Genomic DNA, 23,999 nt, shown 5'->3' with positions numbered 1-23,999 from the left:
TTTCCCCGCGTTACACCACACCCCATTGATCTTGCACGTGCTTTCGGGCAGTGTGTTGGCTTTCCCCCACACCCGAGACCATTATGGGCATCCTTGTCAAAGCGCTGATCGGCGCACTGGTTGTGGTTCTGATCGGCCTGCTGGCCAAAACGCGCAACTATTATATCGCCGGTTTAGTTCCGCTTTTCCCCACTTTCGCCCTGATTGCGCACTACATTGTCGGCAACGAGCGTTCCATTGCGGCGCTGAAAACGACGCTAATTTTCGGCATGTGGGCAGTGCTGCCCTATCTGGTGTATTTGATTTCTCTGTATTTCCTGATTAACAGCCTGCGGCTGTCGTTGGCCCTGGGGGCGGCGGTGCTGTGCTGGATTGCGGCGGCGTGGCTATTAATTACCCTATGGGGATGGTGGCAAGGACGTTAACGCCCTTGCCCGGCCGGGGTTACGGTCGCCCCGCCTGCAAAACGAAACCGCGCTGCCGGTCACCGGCGATGCGCAGATAACGGCTTTCACCGGCGCGCAGCGTCATCGGTATACTGCCTCCGGTATCACGCCAAATGCACAGGTGATTCTCGATCATATCTTGCCCGATACTGACCGAGATATTGCCTGGCGGCACGCGAAACTCTGCTTTTTCTTTCGCCTCCAGCGAAGCGGCAAACTCCCCATTCACATAGACGCCGGTGCGGCAGCTGCCTGCCAGCATTCCGCTGTCGCGAACCACCACCACCGTGGCGTAAGGCGTATCCGGGATATTCTGATAGAGCATCAGACGGCTCGGGGGCGGTAACTGAGCCTGTTGCGGCGGTATGGCTTGAGTCGCACATCCCGTTAACAGTGCAGAGGCAAATAACAACGCTGCGTAATGCTTCATCCTTGGCTCCTGAAGAAAATAATGCTTATCGTAACAAGAGAATAGCTGCCTCCAGTAGCATTCATGTCGCAGAGGCGAAAAAATCGGACAACTTCCCACGCCCCCACCAACCCGCAGGAATAAGAAGATTCTGCATTAAAGCTCTTGAAATAAAGGAGATTCTTGCAAATTTAAAACTTGACCATGCCACGTTGGATATCTGCCGCAAACGCACCGCTGACGTAACTGAAACCATCCGGCGTGACGTAAACCCGGGTATGGCCGGTCTCTGATAACACCGCCACCATATATCCCAGGCTGATCATTTCATGTGAAGGCACATTCATCGGGGTTAGAAATCCACGCCCGCGGCACCACTGATAAAAGCGAGTTCGCCCATATCCCAACACGGTGCCAACATCAGAGAGGTGCTTAAACGTATCATAATCCTCTGATGATGAAGGTAAACCGTCATGACTTTCAGGCGTTTTCTTTATCCCAGACAAAATAAACTCCTTTTTTGACTCTGTCGCTAACGGTTATCCTTCATCTGAGCTGAATTTAAAAAATCCAAATTTAAAATGCAAATGAATTCCCTGTAACTAAAAAGCCTTTCATGGATGAAATCTGAAAATAAAACCACAATAAAAAAACAGAAATAAAAAAATAAGGTATTAATACCGGGAATTAAATCTTAGGTATGGGTAAATATCCTAAATAAAAATGACATTAAAATAGGATAAGAAAATACTTAGCCTGCATATTGTTTCCCTTCTCAAAATGATGCAATGGCGATCGGTATATTGCGGCAAAAAAGAGAATGGATAAAACCAGCGTCACGTCGCCCTCTCGTCGTGAGATCGCGATCCCTGCCGGCCTCCCTCAATTCGCCACATCCTCTCTCGACGCGGCGCTACCTCAATCACACCTAAACAATAACCATTATCTTTTCCAATTGTTCCGTCAGTTTATTACACTTTCTCACCTCGCCAGTTAGGAACATTCCTAGGCGGCGAGCCCCAGGATAGAGAAAGAATTAGGGACACCATGAAGAATTGCCGTTGTTTGATTGTTTTGCCGTTATTGATGTTGACCGCCTGCACACAATGGGAAAGGCCCGGCGCGGTTGAGAGTACCCGGAATGCCGAATATGCCGAATGCCGTAGCCGCGGCTATGATCGCTTCCCCCCGGACGTGGTGCGGGACGTGGAGTTCAGCTACGAAAACAAATACATTCCTTGCGAGAAGAACAAGAAAGACTGCCCATCGGGATACCGCTATGACAAGGAACCGTCGATTAAAACAGTGCAGACCGATCGCAATCAGTCCGCCCGAGACGCCACCATCGAAGCCTGTATGTACGGCAAAGGCTGGCGTGAGAAAACCTACTATTGGCCGCAATGGTGATGCAGCGACGTAGGATTGGACTGAAACGTCACCGCAGCGATGCGCCATCAATTGGCATCGTCGCTGCAATGCCCTCCCAGAGCAACCAGCGTTTCCGCTCTGACCGGCGTTAAAGGCACACGCGGTGGCGGTAAAGGCCAGCCCAAAAGCTGCCTCGCCGCCGTCGCACAGACTTTGCCCTGGCAAGCCCCCATGCCACAACGGCTGCTCAACTTGGCCGTGTTCCAATCTGGCTGATGGCTAATTTGTTCCAGCATGACGTCTTCGCAGCGACACAGTATCGTTTGCGGTTTGGCCAGCGAATTCAAGCGATCATCAAGTGCAAAGGTGCTTGCCACCGCCGTGGCGAAACGTCGCCACTGCCGCCGCTGCGCCGCCAGGCGCTCTGCCTTTTCCCGCTGCCCAGTGGCAGCATAACCGGCGATAGCGCCTTCAGTGAGTGCCAATTCACTGCCGCCGATGCCGGTACACTCCCCGGCAGCAAAAATATGCGCCAGGCTGGTTTGCTGCCAATGATCCACCGCTACGGCGTCGTGTTCTATCCAACACCCCAGCAGCATCGCCAACTCAATATTCGCCACCAGGCCAAAACCGCAGGCCAACCTGTCGCAGGCGATCGTTCTCTCCCGCCCGCCGTTATTGACGTGCACCGAGGTTAAACGTTCCTGCCCCAACGCCGCCAGTACCCGGCTGCCGGCAAGGTAACGACGCGGCATCAGGGAAAACGCCTGACGCAGTTTGGCCGGCCAGCGCCACAGCCCGCCGGCGAACGCCGCCAACCGCCAAAGCGGCGCCTGTTCCGCCACCAGCACTACCTCGCCGCCGGCCTGTTTCACGCTGTTCGCCACCGCCAGCAACAGCGGACCACTGCCGGCGATCGCCACTCGCTCACCACGGATCGCCAGCCCCTGCTTGATTTGCGCCTGTAGACCACCGGCGCCGGTCACCCCCGGCAGCGTCCAGCCGGGAAACGGCAACAACAGTTCACGCGCGCCATTGCATAAAATCAGCTTCTGATAGCGAATCACGCCGCAGCCTTCGGCATCTTCATAGGCCAATCGGTTAGCGCCACACTGCGCCACCAGCTTGCAGCCGGACTGCAGCGCAATATTTTCCATCGTCGCCACCGCCTGCCGATAGCGGTTCGCCGTTTCAGGCAAAGCCACCTGCGGCCCATCGCGCCAGATTTGCCCGCCGGGATGCGGATTATCATCAATCATTCGCACCTGGCCACCACTTTCCGCTGCGGCCAGCGCCGCCGCCATGCCGGCCGGCCCGGCACCGACGATCAGCACCTCACAGTCGAAGTTACTCATCATCGCTCCTCTCAATGCGCATACCGGCTTGGCACAGCGTCTGGCACGCCAGACGACGCAGACCATTAATGGTCACCCGGCACTCCTGGCAAACGCCCATGCCGCAAAAGGGGGAGCGCGGTTGGTGAGAAATAGACAACCGACAACGATCGTCGCCACACAGGCTGAGTGCCGCAGCAACGCTAATGCCAACCGGCACCCGGCAGGGATCGCCATCGATGCTCAACGTAAGCGTGTTTTGTCCTTCATTCATACCGGCAGCTCCTCGGCAGCAAACGCCCGTGCCGCCAAATACGGGGTATCGTCAATCTCCGGCGTTTGCCGGCCGATCTGAGCAGTAATCAGCGCGGCGCTGCCGAGGGCAGTCGTGACGCCCAATCCCTCGTGCCCCAACGCCAGCCACAGCCAGGAATGCCGCGGATGCACGCCCAGCAGCGGCAGCCCGTCGACAGAGGCGGCGCGCAGCCCGGTCCAGCAGCGAATGATGTTCATCTGCGCCAGCGCGGGCAAGAAATGCTGCGCACGCGTGAGCATCGCCGCCAGCACTGGCATGTCCAACGCCGAATCGACGGCATCGAACTGGCGGGAAGAACCGATCAGCCATTGCCCGGTGGGCCGTGCCTGCACATTGAATGCCACCGATGTGCCGCCGCTGGCATGCGCGCTGGCACCGTATCCCAACTCCACCAACTGATGCCGCACCCGCGGCGGATAGCGATCGGTGATCGCCAGATGGCCCTTCTTGGCGTGCAGCAAAGTCTGCGGCAATAGGCTATTGGCCCTAAGGCCGCAGGCCAGGACCACCGTCGGCGCAGCCAGGCGCCTGCCGTCCGCCAGCCGCACAGCCCCCTCTTCCAGCGCGGCTGCTTCGCCATGCACCACGTCGATCGCCGCGCCACCGTCGGCCAATAGCCAGCGAGCCGCGAGCGGCGCATACAGAATGCCGTCGCCCGGCACCCGCAGCCCACCGGCCAGGCCATGCCGCAGCATCGGCTCCATGGCGGCGATCTGCTCCGCCGTCAGCAATTCAGCGGCTACGCCCTGCTCCGCTAGCCGCGCCCGCTTTTGCTCGGCGATGGCCATTTCATCCGCTTTATCCGCCAGCCATAGCGTTCCGCAGCCGCGCCAGGCACACGCTTGCGGCATGCGCCCCGTCACTTCACGCCATAACCGCAGCGAATAAGCGCTCAACGCCAGCTCGGCCGGGTTGTCGTCCATGCACACCAGATGCCCCATGCCGGCGGCCGTAGCGCCGGCGCGGCGATCGTCCACCACCGAGACGCGATACCCTTCCCGCGCCAGCCACCAGGCGCAGGCGGCACCGATGATGCCGGCGCCGATCACGATGACATCGGCTTTCCGCCCGACGCCCATCAGCGTATTCCCCAGACAAAGGGATCGCGTTCGTCGAGCAGCAGTTGGCTATCGGCGCACACATAGGCTTGCCCGCGAATAAAGGGGGTAATGCGATCGCCATTCCGGCGATAGTAGGCCTGAAATTCGCTGCCGATCACGCTGGCCTGCCGCCACTGCGTGTCCGGCGGCAGCTTGCCGTCCGCCGCCAGACACGCCAGTTTGGCACTGGTGCCGGTGCCGCACGGGGAGCGATCGTAGGCTTTTCCGGGGCACAGCACGAAGCTGCGGCTGTCGGCCTGCGGATCGTCACCGAACAGTTCGATATGGTCTATCGCTCCGCCGTCTTCACCGCAGATACCCGCCTGCTCCAACGTCTGCCGCACCGCCCAGGTGAACGCGGTCAACGCCTCCAGATTTTGTTTATCGATGGGCAACGGCGACTCGCCGATCAGGAAGAACCAGTTGCCGCCCCAGGCGATGTCACCCGTCACCGGCCCGTAACCCGCCACCTCAAGCCGCACCTGGCGGCGGTAACGATAAGCCGCCACGTTCTCCACCGTGACGCTGCCGTCCTCGTGCAGCGTGGCGTTTACCGGGCCGACCGGGGTCTCTATCAGGTGACGCCCGGCGTGGATGCGCCCCAGGTGCGCCAGCGAAGCGATCAGCCCGATGGTGCCGTGCCCGCACATGCCCAGGTAGCCGCTGTTGTTAAAGAAGATCACGCCGGCGGTGGCCTGTGGCGAACAGGGGCGGCACAGCAACGCCCCCACCAACACGTCGTTACCGCGCGGCTCGAGCATCACCGCACAGCGCCAATCGTCATAATGTTGCGCGAAACGCGCCCGCCGTTCCGCCATGCTGCCCTCGCCAAGATCGGGAAAGCCTTCCACGATCAGGCGGGTCGGCTCTCCGCCGGTATGAGAATCGATCGCCCGCAAAGCGGTGATATGCGCAGAAAGTGCCATCGGCGTCTCCTGGGTTAATGAGATGTTACCAATGGCGTTAGCCTGAACGAATGTGGCCATTACGGCTTGATGCGTTTCGGCGCGGCAAATGAAGAAATCAGCACAGTGACAAAAGTCAGGCCTGACGCGTCACGGGCGCGCCCTTAACGAAAACCATAACAATAACTTATTTATCATAGCCTTAATTTCATGCTAAACCTCCCCGTGGCGAGAAGCGCCGCAGTTTTCAAGCAACCGCCACGCACCGCGCGGCAAAAGTATGCGGCAATCCGCATATTTGGCAGGCGGCCGGAAATAGCGCTTGATTCGTTAAAGAAAAGTTAATATTGATGCGAAGACATCAACCCGAGCCGCCTGTTTTTCCGGCTAACGACCGAAAAGGGACAGCTATGCGATTCACTTCAGACTATCAGCCTCCGGTTTCTCTCTCTCCGCCTTCGCTCGTGGGGCTGCCGGAGCAAGAGGACGTTTTCGCCGTTGAACATCTGTCGCGCCTGTGCGACGGCCTGGCGCAGCAGCGCCCGAACAACCTGCGCGATCTGCTGAATACGCTGGCGCTGATCGCGCCGCTGCTGAACGCGATCCCTAACGTGGTGTTCTTTATCAAAGACGCCCAGGCCCGCTACCTGCTGGCCAACCTGACGCTGGCCAGGCGCTGCGGTTTCAAAACTGTTACGCCGTTGCTGGGCAAGACCTCCGCCGACGTTTTTCCCGCCCAGCTCGGATCCGGCTACACCGAGCAGGATCTGCGGGTATTGCGCCACGGCGTGCTGATCCAGGATCAGTTGGAAATGCACCTGTACAACGGCCGCGAAACCGGCTGGTGCCTGACGCAAAAGCTGGCGCTGTACGACGCGCAGGGAAAAATCATCGGTATGGCGGGTATTTCTCACGATCTGCAGGAGGCCAGGGCCCATCACCCGGCCTACCAACGGCTGGCGGCGATCGACGTGCACATCCGCCGCCACTACGCACGGCCGATCGCGCTTGAGGAGCTAACGGCGCTGACCGGCTTGTCGGTGGCGCAGATCGAACGCTACTGCAAACGTATCTTCCACCTCACCCCGCGCCAGATGATCCACAAAGTACGGTTAGAAAAGGCCACGGAACTGCTGGCCGGCGATCTGCCGATCACCGACATCGCGCTGCTGTGCGGCTACACCGATCACAGCGCCTTCAGCCGTCAATTCAAAGCGATGACCGGCTCTACGCCGCGCGATTTCCGCCTGACGCTTTCCGCTTAATGCGCTGATTTATCTGGTTAACCCCCCTCTTTTCACGGTGCACCGGCGCCCGGTTTTTTCACGCCCGCTATTCGGCGCCATTGTGCCAATTTCGTCGCGGCAATCGGCGAAAAGCGTCAAGCCTCTCCGCGCAATACCGGTCAATCTGTCGGTGAGCCTTACCAAAGATTCACTTTTCATTAACACTTTCGGACGACAGGACAAACACGATGAGCCATAAAGCCATAAGCTGGAGCGGCGTATTCCCGGCGGTGACGACCCAGTTCCGCAACGATTTCTCTCTGGACCTCGATGCCACTCATACGGTGATTAAAAACCTGGTGCGCGACGGCGTCTCCGGCCTGGTGGTGTGCGGCACCGTCGGTGAAAACACCTCGATGACGGTGCAAGAGAAGCTGGCGGTGATCGAAGTGGCAAGAGACGCCGCCGACGGTAAAGTTCCGGTGATCGCCGGCATCGCCGAGTTCACCACCGCCTTCGCGCAGAACATGGCGCGTGAAGCGCAAAAGGCCGGCGTCGACGGGATTATGGTGATGCCAGCGCTGGTCTACTCCGCCAAGCCGCACGAAACTGCCGCGCACTTCCGCAGCGTCGCCGGCGCGACCGATCTGCCGATCATGGTCTACAACAATCCTCCCATTTACAAAAATGACGTCACGCCCGACATCCTGACCTCGCTGGTCGACTGCGAAAATATCGTGTGCTTCAAAGACTCTTCGGGCGACACCCGCCGCTTTATCGATCTGCGCAACGAAGTCGGCGATCGCTTCGTGCTGTTTGCCGGGTTGGACGATGTGGTGCTGGAAAGCCTCGCCGTTGGTGCGCAAGGTTGGATCTCCGGCATGTCCAATGCCTTCCCGCGCGAAGGAGAAACGCTGTTCCGGCTGGCGAAGGAAAAACGCTATGAGGAAGCCTTGGCGCTGTACAGCTGGTTTATGCCACTGCTGCACCTCGATGCCCGCCCCGATCTGGTGCAGTGCATCAAACTCTGCGAACAGCGGGTCGGCCGCGGCAGCGCCGTCACTCGTCCGCCGCGCCTGCCGCTGCAGGGCGAGACGCTCACCGAGATCAACGCCGTGATCGAGAAAGCGCTGGCCACTCGCCCTGCGCTGCCGAACGTCGGCCTGTAACACCTTCATCGCCCGGCCATGCCGGGCGTCATGCTTTCTCTACCGGGGGGAACCGATGCCCAACGATCGCTATGCCGCCATCAGCGGCCAACAATTTATCGGCGGCCAGCGCTGCGCCGCAGGGGAAGCGACGCTGCTCAGCCTGCGCGCCGACGACGGTGAACCGACCGGCTACCGCTTCCACCAGGCCACGGCGGCAGAAACCGCCGCCGCCGCAGAAGCTGCCGCCGCGGCCTTTGCACCCTATTCGCAGCTCAGCGCGGAACAACGCGCGAACTTTCTCGACGCCATTGCCAAGGAGTTAGACGCGTTGGATGAGGCTTTCTTCTCCTTCGCCATGCAGGAAACCGCCTTGCCGCCGGCGCGGTTGAGCGGCGAACGCGCCAGAACCAGCGGCCAGATGCGGCTGTTCGCTACGCTGCTGCGGCGCGGCGACGTCGAGGGCGTGCGCATCGACTGCGCGCTGCCGCAGCGCTCCCCCCTGCCGCCCCCCGATCTACGTCAATACCGCACGGCGCTCGGCCCGGTGGCGGTATTCGGCGCCAGCAACTTCCCGCTGGCGTTCTCCACCGCGGGTGGCGATACCGCCGCCGCGCTCGCCGCCGGATGCCCGGTCGTGTTCAAGGCGCACAGCGGCCATATGATCACCGCCGAGCTGACCGCTCAGGCGATCGAGCGCGCCCGGAAACGCACGGGGATGCCTGCCGGCGTCTTCAACATGATCTTCGGCAACCGCGTGGGAGCCGACCTGGTACAACATCCGGCGATTCAGGCCGTGGGATTCACCGGCTCACTGCAAGGCGGTCGAGCGCTCTTCGATCTGGCGACGCAACGCCCTCAACCCATCCCGGTCTTCGCCGAAATGTCGAGCATCAATCCGGTCGTGATCCTGCCACAGGCGCTGGCGCGGCGCGGGCAGCACATCGCGCAGGAACTGGTCTCTTCCTTTACGCTAGGTTGCGGTCAGTTCTGCACCAAGCCCGGCGTGATCGTCGCGCTGCGTGGCGCCGCCTTCGATCGGCTGGCCGAAACGATGAGCGCCTTGGTCAACGCCGCCGAGCCGCAACCGATGCTGAATACCGGCACGCTGGAACACTACCGTCACGGGCTGGCGGCCCTCGATGCGCACCCGGGTATGCGCCGTCTGGCGGGCCGCAGCGAAACGCCCCCTCATCGGGCGACGGCCCAGCTGTATCAAGCGGAGGAGGCGCTGCTGCTGCAGGCCGATCCGCTGCTGCAACAGGAGGTCTTCGGCCCGGCCAGCATCCTGGTCGCTGTAGATAGCGAAGCACAGCTGTACGCGGCGCTGGCGGCATTGCAAGGTCAGTTGACCGCCACGCTGCTGGCGGATGACGGCGATCTCGATATGGCCGCCGGGCTGACGACGCTGTTGGCACGCAAAGCCGGTCGGGTGCTGTTCAACGGGTATCCGACCGGGGTAGAAGTGTGCGACGCCATGGTGCACGGCGGCCCCTATCCGGCGACCAGCGACGCACGCGGCACCTCGGTAGGCACGTTGGCCATCGAACGTTTCCTGCGGCCGGTCTGTTTGCAAAACACGCCAGCGGCGCTGTTGCCGCCACCGCTGCAGGACGCCAATCCGCTCAACCTGCTGCGGCTGGTGAACGGCGTATTCACCCGAGATCCCCTGGTTTCACCTGCCAAAAATTAGCCCGGCCGCATCTGCCTGCCACTCAATAACAAAAGGGTAATACCATGACAACCCAAGGCAAATTCAAGAAGCAGCTTACGCTCACCGATCTGACGTTCATCGGTCTGGGCGCCATCTTCGGCTCCGGTTGGCTGTTCGCCGCCAGCCATGTCTCCTCCATCGCCGGCCCGGCCGGCATCTATTCCTGGCTGATCGGCGGCCTGGCGGTGCTGCTGCTCGGCATCGTCTACTGCGAACTGGGCGCCGCCCTGCCGCGCGCCGGCGGCATCATTCGCTATCCGGTGTTCTCGCACGGCGAGCTGATGGGTTATCTGCTGGGATTTATCACGCTGATCGCCTTCTCCAGCCTGATCGCCATCGAAGTCGTCGCCGCCCGGCAATACGCCGCCGCCTGGTTCCCGTTCCTCAGCCAGCCGGGTTCCGGCGACCCTACGCCGATCGGCTGGCTGGTGCAGCTGGCGCTGCTGTGCTTTTTCTTCGCGCTCAACTACTACAGCGTCAAAACCTTCGCCAAATCCAATAACCTGATCAGCGTGCTGAAATTTCTGGTGCCGCTGCTGGTGATCGTGGTGTTGTTCAGCTTTTTCAAACCGGAAAACCTGCACAGCCAGGGCTTTGCTCCCTTCGGTTCCGCCGGGGTTGAGGCCGCCATTTCCGCCGGCGGCATCATCTTCGCCTACCTCGGCCTGACGCCGATCATTTCGGTCGCCAGCGAGGTGCAAAGGCCGCAGCGCACCATTCCCATCGCGCTGATCCTGTCGGTGGTGCTGTCCACCATCATCTATGTGCTGCTCCAGATAGCGTTTCTCGGCAGTATCCCCAGCGAGATGCTGAGCGGCGGCTGGGCCGGTATCAGCCAACAGTTCTCCCTGCCGTTCCGCGATATCGCCATCACGCTGGGCATGGGATGGTTGGCATTTCTGGTGGTCAGCGACGCGATCGTTTCACCGAGCGGCACCGGCAATATCTATATGAACGCCACGCCTCGCGTAATCTACGGTTGGGCGCGCGCCGGCACCTTCTTCAAACTGTTCACCCGGGTAGATGGCGAGTCCGGCATTCCCCGCCCGGCGCTGTGGCTGACCTTCGCTCTCTCGGTATTCTGGACGCTGCCGTTCCCGTCGTGGGAAAAGCTGATCGGCGTGGTGTCCGCCGCGCTGGTGCTGAGCTACGCCATCGCCCCGGTCACCGCCGCCGGGCTGCGGCGCAATGCACCCGATATGCCGCGTCCGTTCCGGGTGCGCGCTTTCTGCGTGCTCGGCCCGTTGTCGTTTATCATTTCGGCGTTGATCGTCTTCTGGTCCGGCTGGGATACCGTCTCCTGGCTGCTCGGTTTGCAGATCCTGATGTTCTTCATCTACATCCTGTTCAAAAATCAGGTGCCGACCCACGCCGTTAGCCTCCGGCAGCAAATTTGGTCCTCGCTGTGGCTGATCGTCTTCTATGCGCTGGTGATCGCACTCTCCTACCTCAGCAGCTTCGGCGGGATCAGCGCCATTGCCCACCCGTGGGACACCCTTACCATGGCGGTGATTGCGCTGGCGGTTTACTACTGGGGCGCCTATACCTGTTTACCCCAGGCCAATTTTATCGGCGATGAAGAAGAATGAACCCAGGGAGGACATCAAAATGACATCCATGCACGTTCTGTCGCTGGAACAGGCTTATCAACTGGCGTTGCGCGCACTGCGCAGCAACGGTTTCAATCAGGCGCATGCCGAGGCGGTAGCGCAAAATGTCACCCAGGGTGAACGCGACGGCTGCGCTTCGCACGGGTTGTACCGGCTCTTGGGCTGCGTGCGATCGCTGCAGGCAGGCAAGGTTTCTGCCGATGCGATACCCAGGCTGTTCGACCAGGCACCGGCTATCTTGCGCGCCGATGCCGGCGGCGCGTTTTCTCTGCTGGCCTACCGCACCGCTCTGCCGGCCTTTATCGATAAGGTGCGCACCAACGGTATCGCCGCGTTGGCGATCAACCGCTGCGTGCACTTCTCCGCGCTGTGGGCCGACATCGAACCGCTGACCGAGCAGGGGTTGGTGGCCTTGGCCTGCACGCCCAGCCACGCCTGGGTGACGCCGGCCGGCGGTTCGCGCCCGCTGTTCGGCACCAACCCCATTGCCTTCGGCTGGCCGCGCCCGGATCGGCCGCCGTTTTTGTTCGACATGGCCACCAGCGCGACGGCACGCGGCGAAATCGAATTGCATCGCCGCGCAGGCACCCCGCTGCCTGAAGGCTGGGGCATTGATAAGGCAGGCAATCCGTCCACCGATGCCGCCAGCGTGTTGGAGGGCGCAATGCTGACCTTCGGCGGACATAAGGGCTCGGCGCTGGCGGCGATGGTTGAATTGTTGGCCGGGCCGCTGATCGGCGATATGACCAGCAAGGAATCGCTGGCCTACGACGACGGCACCGGTTCGTCGCCTTACGGCGGTGAGCTGATCATCGCGTTGGATCCTGAACGTTTTCTCGGTGCGGATAAGGCGAAATATTTCGCCAGCGCAGAGGCGATGTTTGCTGATATGCAGGCGCAAGGCGCACGCATCCCCGGCGAACGCCGTTATCGGCAGCGGAGGCAGAGCGAACAAGACGGCGTGGAGATCCCCAGGGCGCTATATGACGAAATCGTGGCGCTGTGCGATTAGCGCCGGATTGATTCCCTCGCGCCGGCAATCCGGCGCGAGGTGAGTTTTACCCTGCCTGAGCCAGGTCGCTGTGCAGACGCTTGCGCCATACCGGTTTGGTATCCCAGCGGGCGAAGTGTTTCGCCTCTTTACCCGACTGCACCTGATGCCACATGTCTTCTTGCCACCGGATCGGTTCCTTTCCTCGCAACGTTGGGCGGGTCTGTTTAATCGTCCGTTGCAAAATGCCCGCTTCCTTAGCGGTAATGGGCGGCGCCTGTCTGGCGGCGTCCAGCGCCCGGCGGCCCAACGGCTCCATCACCCGGTACAACACGTTGACCTGCTGCTGCGTCGCCTGCTGGTTAGTGCTCATCCCCTTACCCGACCAACCGTCGAAATTTTCACCGGGATCGTCTCCCTGCGCACGATATTCATTACCCGGCCCCTCGACGATATTCCATCCTTGCCAGGTCACCAAAGTGTGTAATCCATCGCGATCCTGCAGGTTTTTATTCTTGATCTGTTTGAGCACCTCGGCGCGGTTTGGCACACCGATCAGGTTCATAAACTCGTCCAGCGCGTCCCAATGCTGCCCCGCGACCAGACCATTCCAGACATTACGCAAACAGTTCCAGGGAATGGTGTGATGCCAGGTCAGCGTGATAAGCGGTTTGGTTGACGCGTGTTGCCAACGGCTCGGTTCACTGCCCCGATCGCCTCTGATGATCCCATCGACTTCTAATGGCATAGCTGCCCCTCTTCTGGCTGAGATGAAGAATATGCGCAAGGCCGGTGGCCCGGTTGGCATAAAAACGTCAGCTAAAATCGTAGCAGCTCAGGCTGAGATGGCAATAAAACGCCAGGCACGCTCTGCAGCCGACCGGCAAACGCAGAACGCGCCCGAAAACGGTGGGCTTAAGACGGATTATCTGACGACCATCACCGAAATATTGGCATGGCGAACGATAGCGGCAGCGTTAGACCCCAGCAGATAGGTTTTCACGCTCGGGCGGCGCGAACCGATGATGATCAGATCGGCGTCGATCTCTTCCGCCAACTCCAGCGCCTGATCGCGCGCAGAGCCGAAGCTGACGGTGTAATTGAGGCGATCCAACGGCAGATCGATTTCCGACATGATTTTCTTCAGCTTCTCTACCGCCTTCACTTCCGCCTGATTCTCAAATTCCTTGAGGCCGAACGAATAGGCAGTCACAAAAGCCGAGGCATCCGGCAGCGCATGGAAGAAATGCACTTTAGCGCCAGACATCTTCGCCAAGTATTCCACATGCTTCAGTGCATGTTCGGTCAACAGGTCCTCTTCAATGTCGATCGGCACCAAAATAGTCTTGTACATATCACGTCCTTTCAATGTAAACCGGGTGCCTACAGAATACTGCCGCGCACGGGCGCGGTGAATCGCTTTATCACGCTTTTGTGATCGGAGGTAAATACTGATAAGGATAATTCTTAATTTAACAAAATATAAACATCACACCGATAACGGATAGGCACTTAATTATTTAGTACTCGAGATTAAATCAGCTGCAAATAAACCGCCTTGGCGGTAGCGGCGGTCTTATTGGCGACAGAAAGTTTTTTAATCGAGTTGCCGATATGGAAATTGACCGTGCGCTCGCTCAACCCCATCAACAGCGCGATCTCTTCCGCCGTTTTCCCTTCGCTGCACCAGCGTAAAATGTCTTTTTCACGCAGCGTCAGCACATCTTTTATCGCGTCGTCGTTCACCGAGATCAAGGCTTCACGCAGCGTTTTATGGGCGGTTTGCGCCAGCCAAAGGAAAAAAGTTTCATTTACTGCACGCGCTTGCGGCGCTTGCTCGGGTAGTGCTTTACCGGCAAACGTCAGGATCCCCAGCCGGCCATAGCAATCCTTAACCGACTGCGACCAACCTGCGCACAGGCCGAATTGCGCCATATGCCGCCAAAGCGTCGGCCGCTCGTGATAAAAGCTTTCGTCCCACTGGAACTGCAGCGTGGAATGGTGAGCGCGCTCAATAACCGGATCCTGCAAATACACCCGCTGCCGCCGATAATCCTCGAGATAGTTCGCTGAAAAATTCCCTTCGATCAGCATCTTGGGGCGGCTGGCCGGATAACAGGAAAACACGATGTAGGAGAAATAATCAAACCCCAGCGCCTCGGCGCAGGGCTCCAGCTGCGTCAGAAAGCATTCGCGATCGGCCAGGCTGCCAATCACCTCCGCCATGAGCCGTTGAGTGCGGGTATCCATAACGCAGGTTCTCCAGATAGCGATGCCGATTTATCGATAGGTCAGACTCACTATAGAATATCGTCGCCCGGCGCCAGTAGCCGTTTCATATAATAAAAAACACCAACGCTATAACGAAAACAGCTATTCCCTTTAAAATAAGCCTTTTATTGCACCGAATTGGAAAACTGCGCGAATAGCATAATCTCCTCGGCACGTAAACCTGTTATTCCTGTCATAGACAACGCCACCTATCCACCATTACTTTTCCTGTGAGCCTAAGTTTGATGAATAGACGCCGTCATGCAGAAAATAATGGAGGCGTGCCGCGATAAAAACGAACATGCCAGGAATACAGAATGAGATTAACGGGCTATAACGGTCAGCTTTCCCCGCTTTATCTGATGGCGACCGGCACGTTCGCCATCGGCACCGACGCCTTTATCGTCGCCGGCGTGCTCAGCGACATTTCCGATACCTTTGCCGTCAGCCCCGCGCAAGCGGGGCAGTTGATATCGGTATTCGCGCTGGCTTATATGTTGTTCGCGCCACTGACCGCCTGGCTGCTCGGCAACATCAACCGCAAGCATATCCTGCAGTTGGCGCTGGTGCTGTTCATCGCCGGCAACCTGGCCTGCGCCTGGGCCACCAGCTACCTGCAGATCGCGTTCGGCAGAGTGCTGGCCGCATTGGGAGCGGCCTGTTACACGCCGCAGGCCGCCGCCGCCGCGGTGGGGCTGGTGGCGGAAAAACGCCGCGGTTTGGCCATTTCCATCGTCTATGGGGGCATGACGTTGGCTATTGCGCTCGGTATTCCATTCGGTACCTTTCTCGCCAAACTGCTCGGCTGGCGTGAAATATTCCTGTTCATCGCCCTGTTGGGGGCAATTGCGCTGCTGGGCCTTTCGCTGGCGCTGCGCGCCATTGCGCCACCGGGCAAGCATTCGCTGAAAGAGCGGCTCGCCCCGCTGCGGCAAAAGGCGGTGCTGACTACGCTGCTGATCACCTTTTTTGCCGTTTGCTCGGAACACATCGTCTACAGCTATGTCAGCGTCTTGCTGAAAAACACCCAGTTCGGCCCGCAGGCGATTCTTTCCCTCGCGCTGCTGCTGTTCGGCATTGGCGCGGTGATCGGCAATTTTGCCTCCGGTGCGTTAACCGATGCCCTCGGCAGCAAGTTTGTGCTGCTGTTTTCCGTGGCGCTCCAAACGCTGTCCCTGTTTCTGTTAGCCTTTTATGTCACCTCACCCTGGTGGGTGCTGGCCATCTTTCTGGTCTGGGGTATCACCGGCTGGATGTATCTGGTGCCGATTCAACATCACCTGTTGTCGCTGTCGAAACGCTTTGGCGCGCTGACCGTGTCGCTCAACAGCTCGGTGCTGTACGCCGGCATCGCGGCGGGCGGCATGCTGGGCGGCCTGACGCTCTACGCGCTGCCGGCCCATTACCTGCCGCTGTTTTCGCTGCCGCTCGGCGCCATCGCCCTGCTGCTGACGCTGATCTTTTTTCAGAGAAACACTCCCGACGAGTGAACGATGACCGACTTTCCTCACCTTTTTCCACAGCTCATTTTACGCAGCCCACCTCTCGGCGCTGGGCTACACTGCCGGTAGCCCTAATGCGCTGATAAGGAAAAACAATGCGCCCTTTGCCTCTGCAGACCCCCAGACTGATCCTGCGCCCGTTCACGGCCAGCGATCTGCCCCACTTTACCGCCTACCGCAGCCACCCGGACGTGGCGCGCTATCAAAGCTGGAGCGACTACGGCGCCGCCGATGCGCAGGCCTTTTTCGAACAGCAACGGCAGCTCGCGTTCAACCGTGATGACAGCTGGTTTCAACTGGCGGTCGAGCGCCGCGAAGACGGCGCGTTGCTCGGCGATGTCGCAGTGCATTTCTTCGATGCGGGGCGCCAGGCTGAACTGGGCGTGACCTTCGCGCCTAGCCATCAGCGGCAAGGGATGGCGCACGAGGCGCTGAACGCCGTCATCGCCCTGCTGTTCGGGCCGCTGGCGAAGCACCGCATTACCGCAGTGGTGGACGCGCGTAATCTTGGCGCCGCCGCGCTGTTCGGCAAGCTGGGTTTTCGGCGCGAGGCCCATTGGCGGCAAAACGTGTTTTTTAAAGGCGCGTGGGGCGACGAATTCGGTTTCGCTCTGCTGCAAAGTGAATGGCGGGAGAATGCAAAGCATGGCGCTGCTGAATAAATACCTTGGGCAATACCAGTTCTCGGAGCGGCATGCCATCACCATCGCCGCGCCGTCGGCCCGGATACTGGCGGCCGTGGCCGCTTACGATCCCAAGCACGATCGCTTTTTCCGCAGCATGATAGCGCTGCGCGAATTGCCCGCACGGCTGATGCCACGCGATAAACCCAGCCCACCGCCGTTTGGCCTGCATAACTTTTGCCTGCTTGAGCGGGATGAAACGGCGCTGGTCTATGGCCTGATCGGCCGCTTTTGGCAGGCCGAATACGGTCTGGAGGACGTCGCCGACGGGCCGGGGTTTCTGGCCTTCGCTCAGCCCGGCGTCGCCAAACTGGCGTTGGGTTACGTCGTGACCCCTTTGCCGAGCGGCCACTGCCGCCTGGTAACGGAAACGCGCATCTTCTGCCCCGACGACGCCAGCCGACGGCGGTTCACCCCCTACTGGTATACTATTCGCCTGGTCAGCGGGCTGATACGCCGCCGTATGTTGCGCGACATCAGGACCGCCAGCGAGGCCACCGCGCATAATCATTCATAGGATGAATACATTTAGGAGCATTCTCAGAGCATGCCTCAAGCAATAAGGTTATTTTTTAACCACTACAAAATGCATTGAGAAGCCATTAGCCCCGCCCCCCTGCGGGGCTTTTTTCATCTAGTCATCGTTCACCTCGGGAAATGCCTGCATAAACAGGAAGGTGCAAGGCTTGCGCTGATAGTGGTTGATCTGCGGTACCAGCCGGGTGAAATGCTCGGTCTGGCAATGTACATCCAGGGCGGCGCGATCCGGCCAGCTTTCGATAAAAATAAAATGCCCGGGGTCCTGCTGGTCGATGCACAGCTCATAACTGATGCACAAAGGTTCCTGCCGGGTTTTCTCCACCAGCTCGCGATACCATGGCATAACGGTTTCAATGTGTTCCGGATGGATAAAATCTTCAGCGATGACCTTCAGCATGTTGCGCTCCTGCATTCTGTTTTGCCGTGCCTCACCTTATCGTCCTCACTCCCGAGATGAAAGCCCCCTACTCCAGGCCTATCGCCGGGTTGCCAATTCGGTGATAGCGCACACAGATCTCGATCAAAGCGCTTGAACCTACCCTGACCCTGTGTGAACTTCCGGTTAACAAAAAAGCAACACACCATTCACCATGGTGATGTCTGCACCACCCTGCCGACCCGATACGCGGCGTTTTTTTCGCCCTTAAAGGCCTGACCATTAGTCCTTTAGACCTTTAAGGATCGCGAAGAAAAACCGGGGTTACCGTCGTGTTGAGGGCAACGGCATCAGGACGGTCCTGTGACCGACGCTTGTCATTCTCAGAAGAGAGGTTAACGCCAGTGAATCACACCACCTATGCCGCTCCTGCGCTCAACGTCGCCATTCGTAAAACCTGGCGCAGGCTGGTGCCATTGATGTTCGCCATGTACTTTATCGCCTTTATCGACAGGGTTAACGTCGGCTTTGCCAAGGACGCGATGGCCATCGATATCGCGCTGTCGCAATCCGCCTTCGCATTGGGTGCCGGGATATTTTTTGCCGCCTATGCGCTGTTCGGCATCCCGGCCAACCTGCTGATGAACCGCTGGGGCGCCAAACGCTGGCTCAGCGCCACCACTGCGCTGTGGGGGGCGCTGTCGGCCTGCACCGGGCTGGTGACCAACGAACAGCAGTTTATCGTCCTGCGGTTTCTGCTGGGGATCGCCGAGGCCGGGTTTTACCCCGGCATCCTGCTGCTCGCGTCGATCTATTTTCCCAATAAGGTGCGCGCCTCGGTCATTGGCATTTTCGTGCTCGGCGTGCCGGCGGCCCTGACGCTCGGTTCCCCGCTGTCGGGGGCATTGCTGGAGATGCACGGCGTACTGGGTAAGCCCGGCTGGTTCTGGATGTTCGTGCTGGAAGGGTTGCCGGCCGTCGCCCTCGGCGTCTTCGCCTTTTTCTATCTCGACGATAGCCCGCAGCAGGCCCGCTTTCTGACTGAGGAAGAACGCACGGCGCTGGTCGCACAGTTGGCCGCCGAACAGCAGCAGACCGAAACCAGCAGCGTCAAAGCAGCGATGAGAAGCGGCAAAGTTTGGCATCTGGCGTTGATCTACGGCACCCTGCAGATCGGCGTGTACGGCCTGATGTTTTTCCTGCCTTCGCAGGTCGCCTCGCTGATGGGCACCCATCTCGGCTTCAAGGCCTCGCTGGTGGCCGCCATTCCCTGGGCGTTCTCTGCGCTGGGCGTCTATTTCCTGCCGCGCTTTGCCGACAGAAACACCGCCAGAAGACTACCGATCGCCGTCGCCTGCATGGTCGCGGCGGCGTTGGGGCTGGTGGTCTCTTCCTATGCCGGTCCTTTGCTCGCTATCACCGCCCTGAGCTGTTGTGCAGTCAGTTTCCTGGCGGTACAGCCGATTTTCTGGACGTTTCCCGCTCAGGTGCTTACCGGCCCGGCGCTGGCGGCCGGCATCGGCTTTTGCACCACGCTCGGCGCGGCGTTCAGCTTTTTAGCCCCGCTTATCCGCACCGAGGCGGAACAGCGTTTTCACAGCCCGCATGCCGGGCCGCTGGTGCTGGCCGCCTTTGCACTGCTGTGCGCCGCGCTGTTGTGGGCGCTCAAAAACCGGCGCGCCGACGTGAGCAAGCAAGACGCAAAGATTGCCGGATAGCGGCGCGTTATTTAGCCATTATTGAACCTGCGGATGGGACACTGGCATTCAGCCCCCTCGCCCACAGGTGTTAAATGGATGAATTAACGCACATTATCGCCAAATACACCCCGGAGCCGGAGATGTTGCTGCTGCTGATTTTCCTGTTTGCGCTGGGTAAATCCGTGATCTTCGTTTCCTCCGTCCTGCCGCCCGCCTCGGTCACGCTGCTGATGGGCATCGTTGCGGGCAAGCACGCGCTGCCTGTCGGCGCCGTTTGGGCGGCCATCACCCTCGGGGCCGCGCTGGGATCGATCTTGTCGTTCCACTGCGGCGCGCTGCTATGCCGCCGCGATCTTGGCAGCCGGCTACCGGCGCGTTTTCATGCTCCGCTGCACAAAGCCCAGCGCGCCCTGCAAAAGCGCGGGTTGCCATTGCTGTTCGCCTCGCGTTTTCTGGCGGTAATGCGCTATACCGTACCGCTGATGGCCGGCATGCTGAAGCTGCCGCTGGGGCGCGTCTATGCCACCGCCGCACTCTCGGCCGCCGCCTGGGCGCTGATCTTGATGTCGGCTGCGCATTTATTCCCCGCATCTTGACCTGAAAGATTCTTGGGCAAATGACCGCCCCATGCGCCGACGTTGCGCCAGCGCACAGCCTCTCTTGCCGTATAAACTGCCGTGCAACACCGCAGTTTGCGCCAGATCACCTTTCTGAACATCAGTCGAAAAATGCGAATTTTTTTGCAGAATGCGCGCTTAAAACGGCGCAATGCGGGAAGAAACGGAGAAAAGCCTGGGCGTAACACGCTGATTTGGTTGGTGGGTCGTACAGGGTTCGAACCTGTGACCCATTGATTAAGAGTCAACTGCTCTACCGACTGAGCTAACGACCCAACGAGATAAATTGTCCTCCTCGCCAATGCCGCTGTCAAACGCTTACACTCATTACTTTTTCTCATGCGAATTTTACAACCCTTTGTTTAATCAACGAGATAAGCCGCATAAGGTCTATTAATCCCACCTTTTGAAGAGTAATCTTCCGCTCCCTGAACGTCCGATTTGCCTCCTCCGTGTAAAGATTGATCGACTTTTATCCCGCGTATAAATGTTGTAAACATGTTGCACAAAGGTGGCGTTATTGCACTACCTTACTAAAGCCGGGCCAACCGGATAAATGTATAAAAAAGAGCCACTTCAGAGCTCGCGACTTCACTAATGACAGGTAAAACAGGACATCATCAGATGGTAGATCACTCTAAAATAGCGACTGACGCGACGCCCGCTTCAGAAGATCATCTACGGCGAAACCTCACTAACCGACATATTCAACTGATCGCCATCGGCGGCGCCATCGGCACCGGTCTGTTTATGGGCTCAGGTAAAACCATCAGCCTGGCCGGCCCTTCGATCATCTTCGTGTACATGATCATCGGCTTTATGCTGTTCTTCGTGATGCGCGCCATGGGCGAGCTGCTGCTGTCCAATCTGGAATACAAATCGTTCAGCGATTTCGCTGCAGATCTGCTCGGCCCGTGGGCCGGTTTCTTCACCGGCTGGACCTACTGGTTCTGCTGGGTGGTCACCGGCATCGCCGACGTCGTAGCGATTACCGCCTACGCCCAGTTCTGGTTCCCCGGGCTGTCGCAATGGATCGCTTCGCTGCTGTGCGTACTGTTGCTGCTCGGCCTTAACCTGGCGACGGTGAAGATGTTCGGCGAAATGGAATTCTGGTTTGCGATGATCAAAATCGTCGCCATCGTCGGGCTGATCGTCGCCGGGCTGGTGATGATCGCCATGCAGTTCCAGTCGCCGACCGGCACCGTGGCCTCATTCACCCATCTGTGGAATGACGGCGGCATGTTCCCGAAAGGCATCAGCGGCTTCTTCGCCGGCTTCCAGATTGCGGTATTCGCCTTCGTCGGCATTGAGCTGGTGGGCACCACCGCCGCAGAAACCAAGGATCCGGAGAAATCGCTGCCGCGCGCCATCAACTCGATTCCGATCCGCATCATCATGTTCTATGTGTTCGCCCTGATCGTCATCATGTCGGTCACGCCGTGGAGCTCCGTGGTGCCGGACAAGAGCCCGTTCGTTGAACTGTTCGTGCTGATCGGCCTGCCTGCCGCGGCTAGCGTGATCAACTTCGTGGTGCTGACCTCCGCCGCCTCCTCCGCCAACAGCGGCGTGTTCTCCACCAGCCGCATGCTGTTCGGGCTGGCGCAGGAAGGCGACGCGCCAAAATCGTTCGCCAATCTGTCCAAGCGCGCGGTGCCGGCCAACGGCCTCACCTTCTCCTGCATCTGCCTGCTGGGCGGCGTGGTGCTGATTTACCTGATCCCGAACGTGATGACGGTCTTCACCCTGGTGACCACCGTATCGGCGATTCTGTTCATGTTCGTCTGGACCATCATCCTGTGCTCGTATCTGGTCTACCGTAAACAGCGCCCGGCGCTGCACCAGAAATCGATCTACAAGATGCCGGCCGGCAAACTGATGTGCTGGGTATGCATGGCGTTCTTCGTGTTCGTGCTGGTGCTGCTGTCGCTGCGCGAAGACACCCGCCAGGCGTTGATCGTCACCCCGCTGTGGTTCATCGTGCTCGGCCTGTCTTACGTGTTCCTGCGCAAGAAGAAAACCGCATGATGCAAAAAGGGGCGGATATCTCCGCCCCTTTTTTCCTTCTAAGCCTCCGCGCTAATCCGCTTCCGTCGCCACCGCCGCTTTATCCTTGCGCCGCACGCGCAGCTCGCTGACCACCACCCCAATCACGATCAACGCGCCCCCCAATAACGCCACGCCCGGCAAACGCTCGCCGGCCAACCGCCCGACGATGCCGGCCCAGACCGGTTCGCCGGCGTAAATCACCGTGGCCCGAGTCGGCGAAACGCTGCGCTGTGCCCAGTTCATGGTCAACTGAATCAAGGCGCTGGCCAGCCCCAGCCCAATGGCGCTGTACAGCAGATAATCCGAATACGGCGGCGGCGACTCGCCGGTCGGCGCCATCATTAAAAATGAGGTCAGCGAGGCGGTCGCCAGCTGCACGATGGTCACCCGGCGGATATTCACCTTACCGGCGAAGGCGCCGATCAGAATGATCTCTGCCGCCATCCCCAGGGTACCGGCCAGCGTCAGAATTTCGCCGAGGCTCAGCGTCATGTCGGTGCTGCTCGGCGCCGCCAGCAGCATCAGGCCGGTAAAGGCCAACAGAATGCCGATCCACGACATGATGCCGGGGAACCGCCCCAGCACCAGCCATTGCAACAGTGGCACGATCGGCACGTACATAGCGGTGATAAACGCCGATTGGCTGCTGGTGATGGTCTGCAGGCCGACGGTTTGCATACTGTAACCAAACATAATCGCCAGCCCAATCAGCCCGCCCGCCTTCAGTTCATACAGGGTCAGGCCGCGCAACACGCGCAGCGAAAACAGGGTCAGCGCCAGCGTAGCGGTGGCGAAACGCAGGCCGACGAAAAAGAACGGCCCGCTGACCTGCATCGCGTGATGCACCGCCAAAAAGGTGCCGCCCCAGATCATGGTGATGAAAATCAACACCGCTTCCGGCAGCCTGATTTGCGGAACCATGGCGGAAATAAAGGATTTTTTTGCTGCTGACACCGGCTTGCCCTTCCTGCTGAGTGCAATATAATGCACAGATCCTGCCAGTATGAGATAAAGTCCGGCGATGAGCAATACGGCGCATAACGCAAAAACCGATCCCCCCAAGGTGCTGCAGTACCTGAGCAGCAATCTGCGCGGCTACCGCCAACAGGCGGGCCTGAGCCAAATGGCGCTGGCCGAGCTTTCCGGCGTCAGCCGTCGCATGTTGGCGGGCATCGAGGCCGGCGATCGCAACGTCAGCCTGGCGGTGCTCGACAAGATCGCCGCCGCCCTGGCGATTTCCTTTACCGATCTGATCCAGGCGCCGGAGGCGCGCGGCAGCCATATGGTCGGGGAATTGGCCTGGCAAGGCGCACAGCCGGGCAGCCAGGCGCTGTTCGCCGCCAGCGTACCGGCGCGGCAGCGGGCCGAGCTGTGGGAATGGACGCTGATGCCGGGCGAGCGCTATGACTCTGCGCCGGACGCCGAAGGCTGGAGCGAAATGATCTACGTGATTGCCGGTACCCTGACGCTGGAGCTGGAACAAGATACGCTGACGCTCACCGCCGGCGCCGCGCAAACCTTCAACAGCGATCAACGCTACGCTTACGCCAACCACGGCGACCTGCCCCTGCGTTTTATCCGCAACGTCGCCTTCTGACCGCCCACCGGCCCGCACCGGCGGCGGATGTCGTGTCGCTGTCGTGCCGCTGTCGTGGCGCCGCCACCGCGCTCGCCCTACACTGAATGACAGTGACAGC

At 59.6% G+C, this 23,999-nt stretch carries 25 protein-coding genes and 1 tRNA gene; 14 read left to right on the top strand and 12 right to left on the bottom strand.

Going from position 1 to position 23,999, the window contains the following annotated elements; translation table 11 throughout:
• Positions 1-83 precede the first annotated feature (83 nt).
• A complete protein-coding gene (locus QOL81_RS11695) occupies positions 84-425 on the top strand; it encodes a GlpM family protein (protein WP_038875376.1) in 342 nt (113 codons plus the stop codon).
• A 19-nt stretch (positions 426-444) separates the two neighbouring features.
• Here the strand turns inward: QOL81_RS11695 and QOL81_RS11690 are convergent, their stop codons facing one another.
• Positions 445-876 (bottom strand): hypothetical protein, encoded by a 432-nt coding sequence (locus QOL81_RS11690; RefSeq protein WP_038875373.1) that lies wholly within the window; start codon positions 874-876, stop codon positions 445-447.
• Between the two features lie 170 nt (positions 877-1,046).
• A complete protein-coding gene (locus QOL81_RS11685) occupies positions 1,047-1,361 on the bottom strand; it encodes a hypothetical protein (RefSeq protein WP_060419594.1) in 315 nt (104 codons plus the stop codon).
• A gap of 541 nt (positions 1,362-1,902) precedes the next feature.
• Here QOL81_RS11685 and QOL81_RS25765 point away from each other — a divergent pair.
• On the top strand, positions 1,903-2,262 hold the full coding sequence (locus QOL81_RS25765) for a hypothetical protein (protein ID WP_004927961.1): 360 nt from the start codon (positions 1,903-1,905) through the stop codon (positions 2,260-2,262).
• Between the two features lie 47 nt (positions 2,263-2,309).
• Here QOL81_RS25765 and QOL81_RS11675 read toward each other — a convergent pair whose 3' ends face one another.
• From QOL81_RS11675 to QOL81_RS11660, 4 genes are read right to left on the bottom strand one after another with little or no spacing between them, the layout of a single operon-like run.
• A complete protein-coding gene (locus tag QOL81_RS11675) occupies positions 2,310-3,578 on the bottom strand; it encodes an NAD(P)/FAD-dependent oxidoreductase (protein WP_197757919.1) in 1,269 nt (422 codons plus the stop codon).
• Complete coding sequence (locus tag QOL81_RS11670; RefSeq protein WP_197757920.1) at positions 3,571-3,831, bottom strand: (2Fe-2S)-binding protein; 261 nt, start codon at positions 3,829-3,831, stop codon at positions 3,571-3,573. The genes QOL81_RS11675 and QOL81_RS11670 overlap by 8 nt, the downstream gene beginning before the upstream one ends.
• Positions 3,828-4,952 carry an NAD(P)/FAD-dependent oxidoreductase gene (locus QOL81_RS11665; protein ID WP_060440233.1) on the bottom strand — a complete coding sequence of 375 codons (1,125 nt, stop codon included), beginning with the start codon at positions 4,950-4,952 and terminating at the stop codon, positions 3,828-3,830. The genes QOL81_RS11670 and QOL81_RS11665 overlap by 4 nt, the downstream gene beginning before the upstream one ends.
• A complete protein-coding gene (locus tag QOL81_RS11660) occupies positions 4,952-5,899 on the bottom strand; it encodes a 4-hydroxyproline epimerase (protein ID WP_060419601.1) in 948 nt (315 codons plus the stop codon). Before QOL81_RS11660 ends, QOL81_RS11665 begins: the two co-directional genes overlap by 1 nt.
• A 389-nt stretch (positions 5,900-6,288) precedes the next feature.
• Between QOL81_RS11660 and QOL81_RS11655 the strand changes: the two genes are divergently transcribed.
• From QOL81_RS11655 to QOL81_RS11635, 5 genes are all read left to right on the top strand, one after another.
• On the top strand, positions 6,289-7,143 hold the full coding sequence (locus tag QOL81_RS11655; RefSeq protein ID WP_060419604.1) for an AraC family transcriptional regulator: 855 nt from the start codon (positions 6,289-6,291) through the stop codon (positions 7,141-7,143).
• A gap of 209 nt (positions 7,144-7,352) precedes the next feature.
• On the top strand, positions 7,353-8,273 hold the full coding sequence (locus QOL81_RS11650) for a dihydrodipicolinate synthase family protein (RefSeq protein ID WP_060440235.1): 921 nt from the start codon (positions 7,353-7,355) through the stop codon (positions 8,271-8,273).
• A 55-nt stretch (positions 8,274-8,328) separates the two neighbouring features.
• Positions 8,329-9,945: an aldehyde dehydrogenase (NADP(+)) gene (locus QOL81_RS11645; RefSeq protein WP_197757923.1), complete on the top strand. Its 1,617-nt coding sequence runs from the start codon at positions 8,329-8,331 to the stop codon at positions 9,943-9,945.
• Between the two features lie 44 nt (positions 9,946-9,989).
• The gene (locus QOL81_RS11640; protein WP_060440237.1) at positions 9,990-11,555 is read left to right on the top strand and encodes an APC family permease; all 1,566 of its coding nucleotides are present in this window, start codon (positions 9,990-9,992) and stop codon (positions 11,553-11,555) included.
• A 19-nt stretch (positions 11,556-11,574) separates the two neighbouring features.
• Entirely contained in the window at positions 11,575-12,588 is a 1,014-nt protein-coding gene (locus QOL81_RS11635) for an Ldh family oxidoreductase (RefSeq protein WP_197757924.1), read from the top strand.
• A gap of 46 nt (positions 12,589-12,634) precedes the next feature.
• Here QOL81_RS11635 and QOL81_RS11630 read toward each other — a convergent pair whose 3' ends face one another.
• The 3 genes from QOL81_RS11630 to QOL81_RS11620 all read right to left on the bottom strand — a co-directional run bounded on the left by QOL81_RS11630 (position 12,635) and on the right by QOL81_RS11620 (position 14,817).
• Positions 12,635-13,315 carry a hypothetical protein gene (locus QOL81_RS11630; RefSeq protein WP_060419615.1) on the bottom strand — a complete coding sequence of 227 codons (681 nt, stop codon included), beginning with the start codon at positions 13,313-13,315 and terminating at the stop codon, positions 12,635-12,637.
• A gap of 177 nt (positions 13,316-13,492) precedes the next feature.
• Positions 13,493-13,921, bottom strand: a complete 429-nt coding sequence (locus QOL81_RS11625; protein WP_033642623.1) for a universal stress protein — start codon at positions 13,919-13,921, stop codon at positions 13,493-13,495.
• A 179-nt stretch (positions 13,922-14,100) separates the two neighbouring features.
• Positions 14,101-14,817, bottom strand: coding sequence for an autoinducer binding domain-containing protein (locus QOL81_RS11620; protein ID WP_060419617.1), 717 nt, complete (start codon positions 14,815-14,817; stop codon positions 14,101-14,103).
• Positions 14,818-15,155: 338 nt separating this feature from the next.
• Here QOL81_RS11620 and QOL81_RS11615 point away from each other — a divergent pair, with 338 nt between their 5' ends.
• From QOL81_RS11615 to QOL81_RS11605, 3 genes are all read left to right on the top strand, one after another.
• A complete protein-coding gene (locus QOL81_RS11615) occupies positions 15,156-16,328 on the top strand; it encodes an MFS transporter (RefSeq protein WP_197757925.1) in 1,173 nt (390 codons plus the stop codon).
• Between the two features lie 107 nt (positions 16,329-16,435).
• Positions 16,436-17,002 carry a GNAT family N-acetyltransferase gene (locus QOL81_RS11610; protein ID WP_197757926.1) on the top strand — a complete coding sequence of 189 codons (567 nt, stop codon included), beginning with the start codon at positions 16,436-16,438 and terminating at the stop codon, positions 17,000-17,002.
• Positions 16,986-17,540 (top strand): hypothetical protein, encoded by a 555-nt coding sequence (locus QOL81_RS11605; RefSeq protein WP_060419623.1) that lies wholly within the window; start codon positions 16,986-16,988, stop codon positions 17,538-17,540. Before QOL81_RS11610 ends, QOL81_RS11605 begins: the two co-directional genes overlap by 17 nt.
• 117 nt (positions 17,541-17,657) lie before the next feature.
• Here the strand turns inward: QOL81_RS11605 and QOL81_RS11600 are convergent, their stop codons facing one another.
• Positions 17,658-17,960: a putative quinol monooxygenase gene (locus QOL81_RS11600; RefSeq protein ID WP_197757927.1), complete on the bottom strand. Its 303-nt coding sequence runs from the start codon at positions 17,958-17,960 to the stop codon at positions 17,658-17,660.
• A gap of 383 nt (positions 17,961-18,343) precedes the next feature.
• Here QOL81_RS11600 and QOL81_RS11595 point away from each other — a divergent pair, with 383 nt between their 5' ends.
• Positions 18,344-19,657, top strand: a complete 1,314-nt coding sequence (locus tag QOL81_RS11595; RefSeq protein ID WP_197757928.1) for an MFS transporter — start codon at positions 18,344-18,346, stop codon at positions 19,655-19,657.
• 74 nt (positions 19,658-19,731) lie between these two features.
• On the top strand, positions 19,732-20,235 hold the full coding sequence (locus QOL81_RS11590; RefSeq protein WP_197757929.1) for a DedA family protein: 504 nt from the start codon (positions 19,732-19,734) through the stop codon (positions 20,233-20,235).
• Between the two features lie 220 nt (positions 20,236-20,455).
• Here QOL81_RS11590 and QOL81_RS11585 read toward each other — a convergent pair.
• Positions 20,456-20,531: transfer RNA gene (locus QOL81_RS11585), tRNA-Lys, on the bottom strand.
• A gap of 349 nt (positions 20,532-20,880) precedes the next feature.
• On the opposite strand from QOL81_RS11585, the gene cycA reads away from it, so the two are divergent.
• Positions 20,881-22,281, top strand: a complete 1,401-nt coding sequence (gene cycA / locus QOL81_RS11580; RefSeq protein ID WP_060419626.1) for a D-serine/D-alanine/glycine transporter — start codon at positions 20,881-20,883, stop codon at positions 22,279-22,281.
• Positions 22,282-22,332: 51 nt separating this feature from the next.
• On the opposite strand, the gene QOL81_RS11575 is transcribed toward cycA, so the two are convergent.
• A complete protein-coding gene (locus QOL81_RS11575; RefSeq protein ID WP_141958751.1) occupies positions 22,333-23,256 on the bottom strand; it encodes a DMT family transporter in 924 nt (307 codons plus the stop codon).
• A 67-nt stretch (positions 23,257-23,323) separates the two neighbouring features.
• Between QOL81_RS11575 and QOL81_RS11570 the strand changes: the two genes are divergently transcribed.
• The gene (locus QOL81_RS11570) at positions 23,324-23,899 is read left to right on the top strand and encodes a helix-turn-helix domain-containing protein (RefSeq protein WP_060440248.1); all 576 of its coding nucleotides are present in this window, start codon (positions 23,324-23,326) and stop codon (positions 23,897-23,899) included.
• Positions 23,900-23,999 lie beyond the last annotated feature (100 nt).

It is taken from the genome of Serratia sp. CC22-02, assembly GCF_900182895.1.
Lineage (GTDB): Bacteria > Pseudomonadota > Gammaproteobacteria > Enterobacterales > Enterobacteriaceae > Serratia > Serratia nevei.
This window is presented reverse-complemented; position numbering and strand designations above follow the sequence as displayed.

Excerpts from the sequence above, each read along its gene's own strand:
- QOL81_RS11650 (WP_060440235.1), top strand. The coding sequence starts at position 7,353 with ATGAGCCATAAAGCCATAAGCTGGAGCGGCGTATTCCCGGCGGTGACG.
- QOL81_RS11625 (WP_033642623.1), bottom strand. The coding sequence starts at position 13,921 with ATGTACAAGACTATTTTGGTGCCGATCGACATTGAAGAGGACCTGTTG.
- QOL81_RS11630 (WP_060419615.1), bottom strand. The coding sequence starts at position 13,315 with ATGCCATTAGAAGTCGATGGGATCATCAGAGGCGATCGGGGCAGTGAA.
- QOL81_RS11570 (WP_060440248.1), top strand. The coding sequence starts at position 23,324 with ATGAGCAATACGGCGCATAACGCAAAAACCGATCCCCCCAAGGTGCTG.
- QOL81_RS11670 (WP_197757920.1), bottom strand. The coding sequence starts at position 3,831 with ATGAATGAAGGACAAAACACGCTTACGTTGAGCATCGATGGCGATCCC.
- QOL81_RS11655 (WP_060419604.1), top strand. The coding sequence starts at position 6,289 with ATGCGATTCACTTCAGACTATCAGCCTCCGGTTTCTCTCTCTCCGCCT.
- QOL81_RS11645 (WP_197757923.1), top strand. The coding sequence starts at position 8,329 with ATGCCCAACGATCGCTATGCCGCCATCAGCGGCCAACAATTTATCGGC.
- QOL81_RS11620 (WP_060419617.1), bottom strand. The coding sequence starts at position 14,817 with ATGGATACCCGCACTCAACGGCTCATGGCGGAGGTGATTGGCAGCCTG.
- QOL81_RS11665 (WP_060440233.1), bottom strand. The coding sequence starts at position 4,952 with ATGGGCGTCGGGCGGAAAGCCGATGTCATCGTGATCGGCGCCGGCATC.
- QOL81_RS11675 (WP_197757919.1), bottom strand. The coding sequence starts at position 3,578 with ATGAGTAACTTCGACTGTGAGGTGCTGATCGTCGGTGCCGGGCCGGCC.
- QOL81_RS11590 (WP_197757929.1), top strand. The coding sequence starts at position 19,732 with ATGGATGAATTAACGCACATTATCGCCAAATACACCCCGGAGCCGGAG.
- QOL81_RS11600 (WP_197757927.1), bottom strand. The coding sequence starts at position 17,960 with ATGCTGAAGGTCATCGCTGAAGATTTTATCCATCCGGAACACATTGAA.
- QOL81_RS11635 (WP_197757924.1), top strand. The coding sequence starts at position 11,575 with ATGACATCCATGCACGTTCTGTCGCTGGAACAGGCTTATCAACTGGCG.
- QOL81_RS25765 (WP_004927961.1), top strand. The coding sequence starts at position 1,903 with ATGAAGAATTGCCGTTGTTTGATTGTTTTGCCGTTATTGATGTTGACC.
- QOL81_RS11640 (WP_060440237.1), top strand. The coding sequence starts at position 9,990 with ATGACAACCCAAGGCAAATTCAAGAAGCAGCTTACGCTCACCGATCTG.
- QOL81_RS11695 (WP_038875376.1), top strand. The coding sequence starts at position 84 with ATGGGCATCCTTGTCAAAGCGCTGATCGGCGCACTGGTTGTGGTTCTG.
- QOL81_RS11615 (WP_197757925.1), top strand. The coding sequence starts at position 15,156 with ATGAGATTAACGGGCTATAACGGTCAGCTTTCCCCGCTTTATCTGATG.
- QOL81_RS11605 (WP_060419623.1), top strand. The coding sequence starts at position 16,986 with ATGGCGCTGCTGAATAAATACCTTGGGCAATACCAGTTCTCGGAGCGG.
- QOL81_RS11690 (WP_038875373.1), bottom strand. The coding sequence starts at position 876 with ATGAAGCATTACGCAGCGTTGTTATTTGCCTCTGCACTGTTAACGGGA.
- QOL81_RS11660 (WP_060419601.1), bottom strand. The coding sequence starts at position 5,899 with ATGGCACTTTCTGCGCATATCACCGCTTTGCGGGCGATCGATTCTCAT.
- QOL81_RS11610 (WP_197757926.1), top strand. The coding sequence starts at position 16,436 with ATGCGCCCTTTGCCTCTGCAGACCCCCAGACTGATCCTGCGCCCGTTC.
- cycA (WP_060419626.1), top strand. The coding sequence starts at position 20,881 with ATGGTAGATCACTCTAAAATAGCGACTGACGCGACGCCCGCTTCAGAA.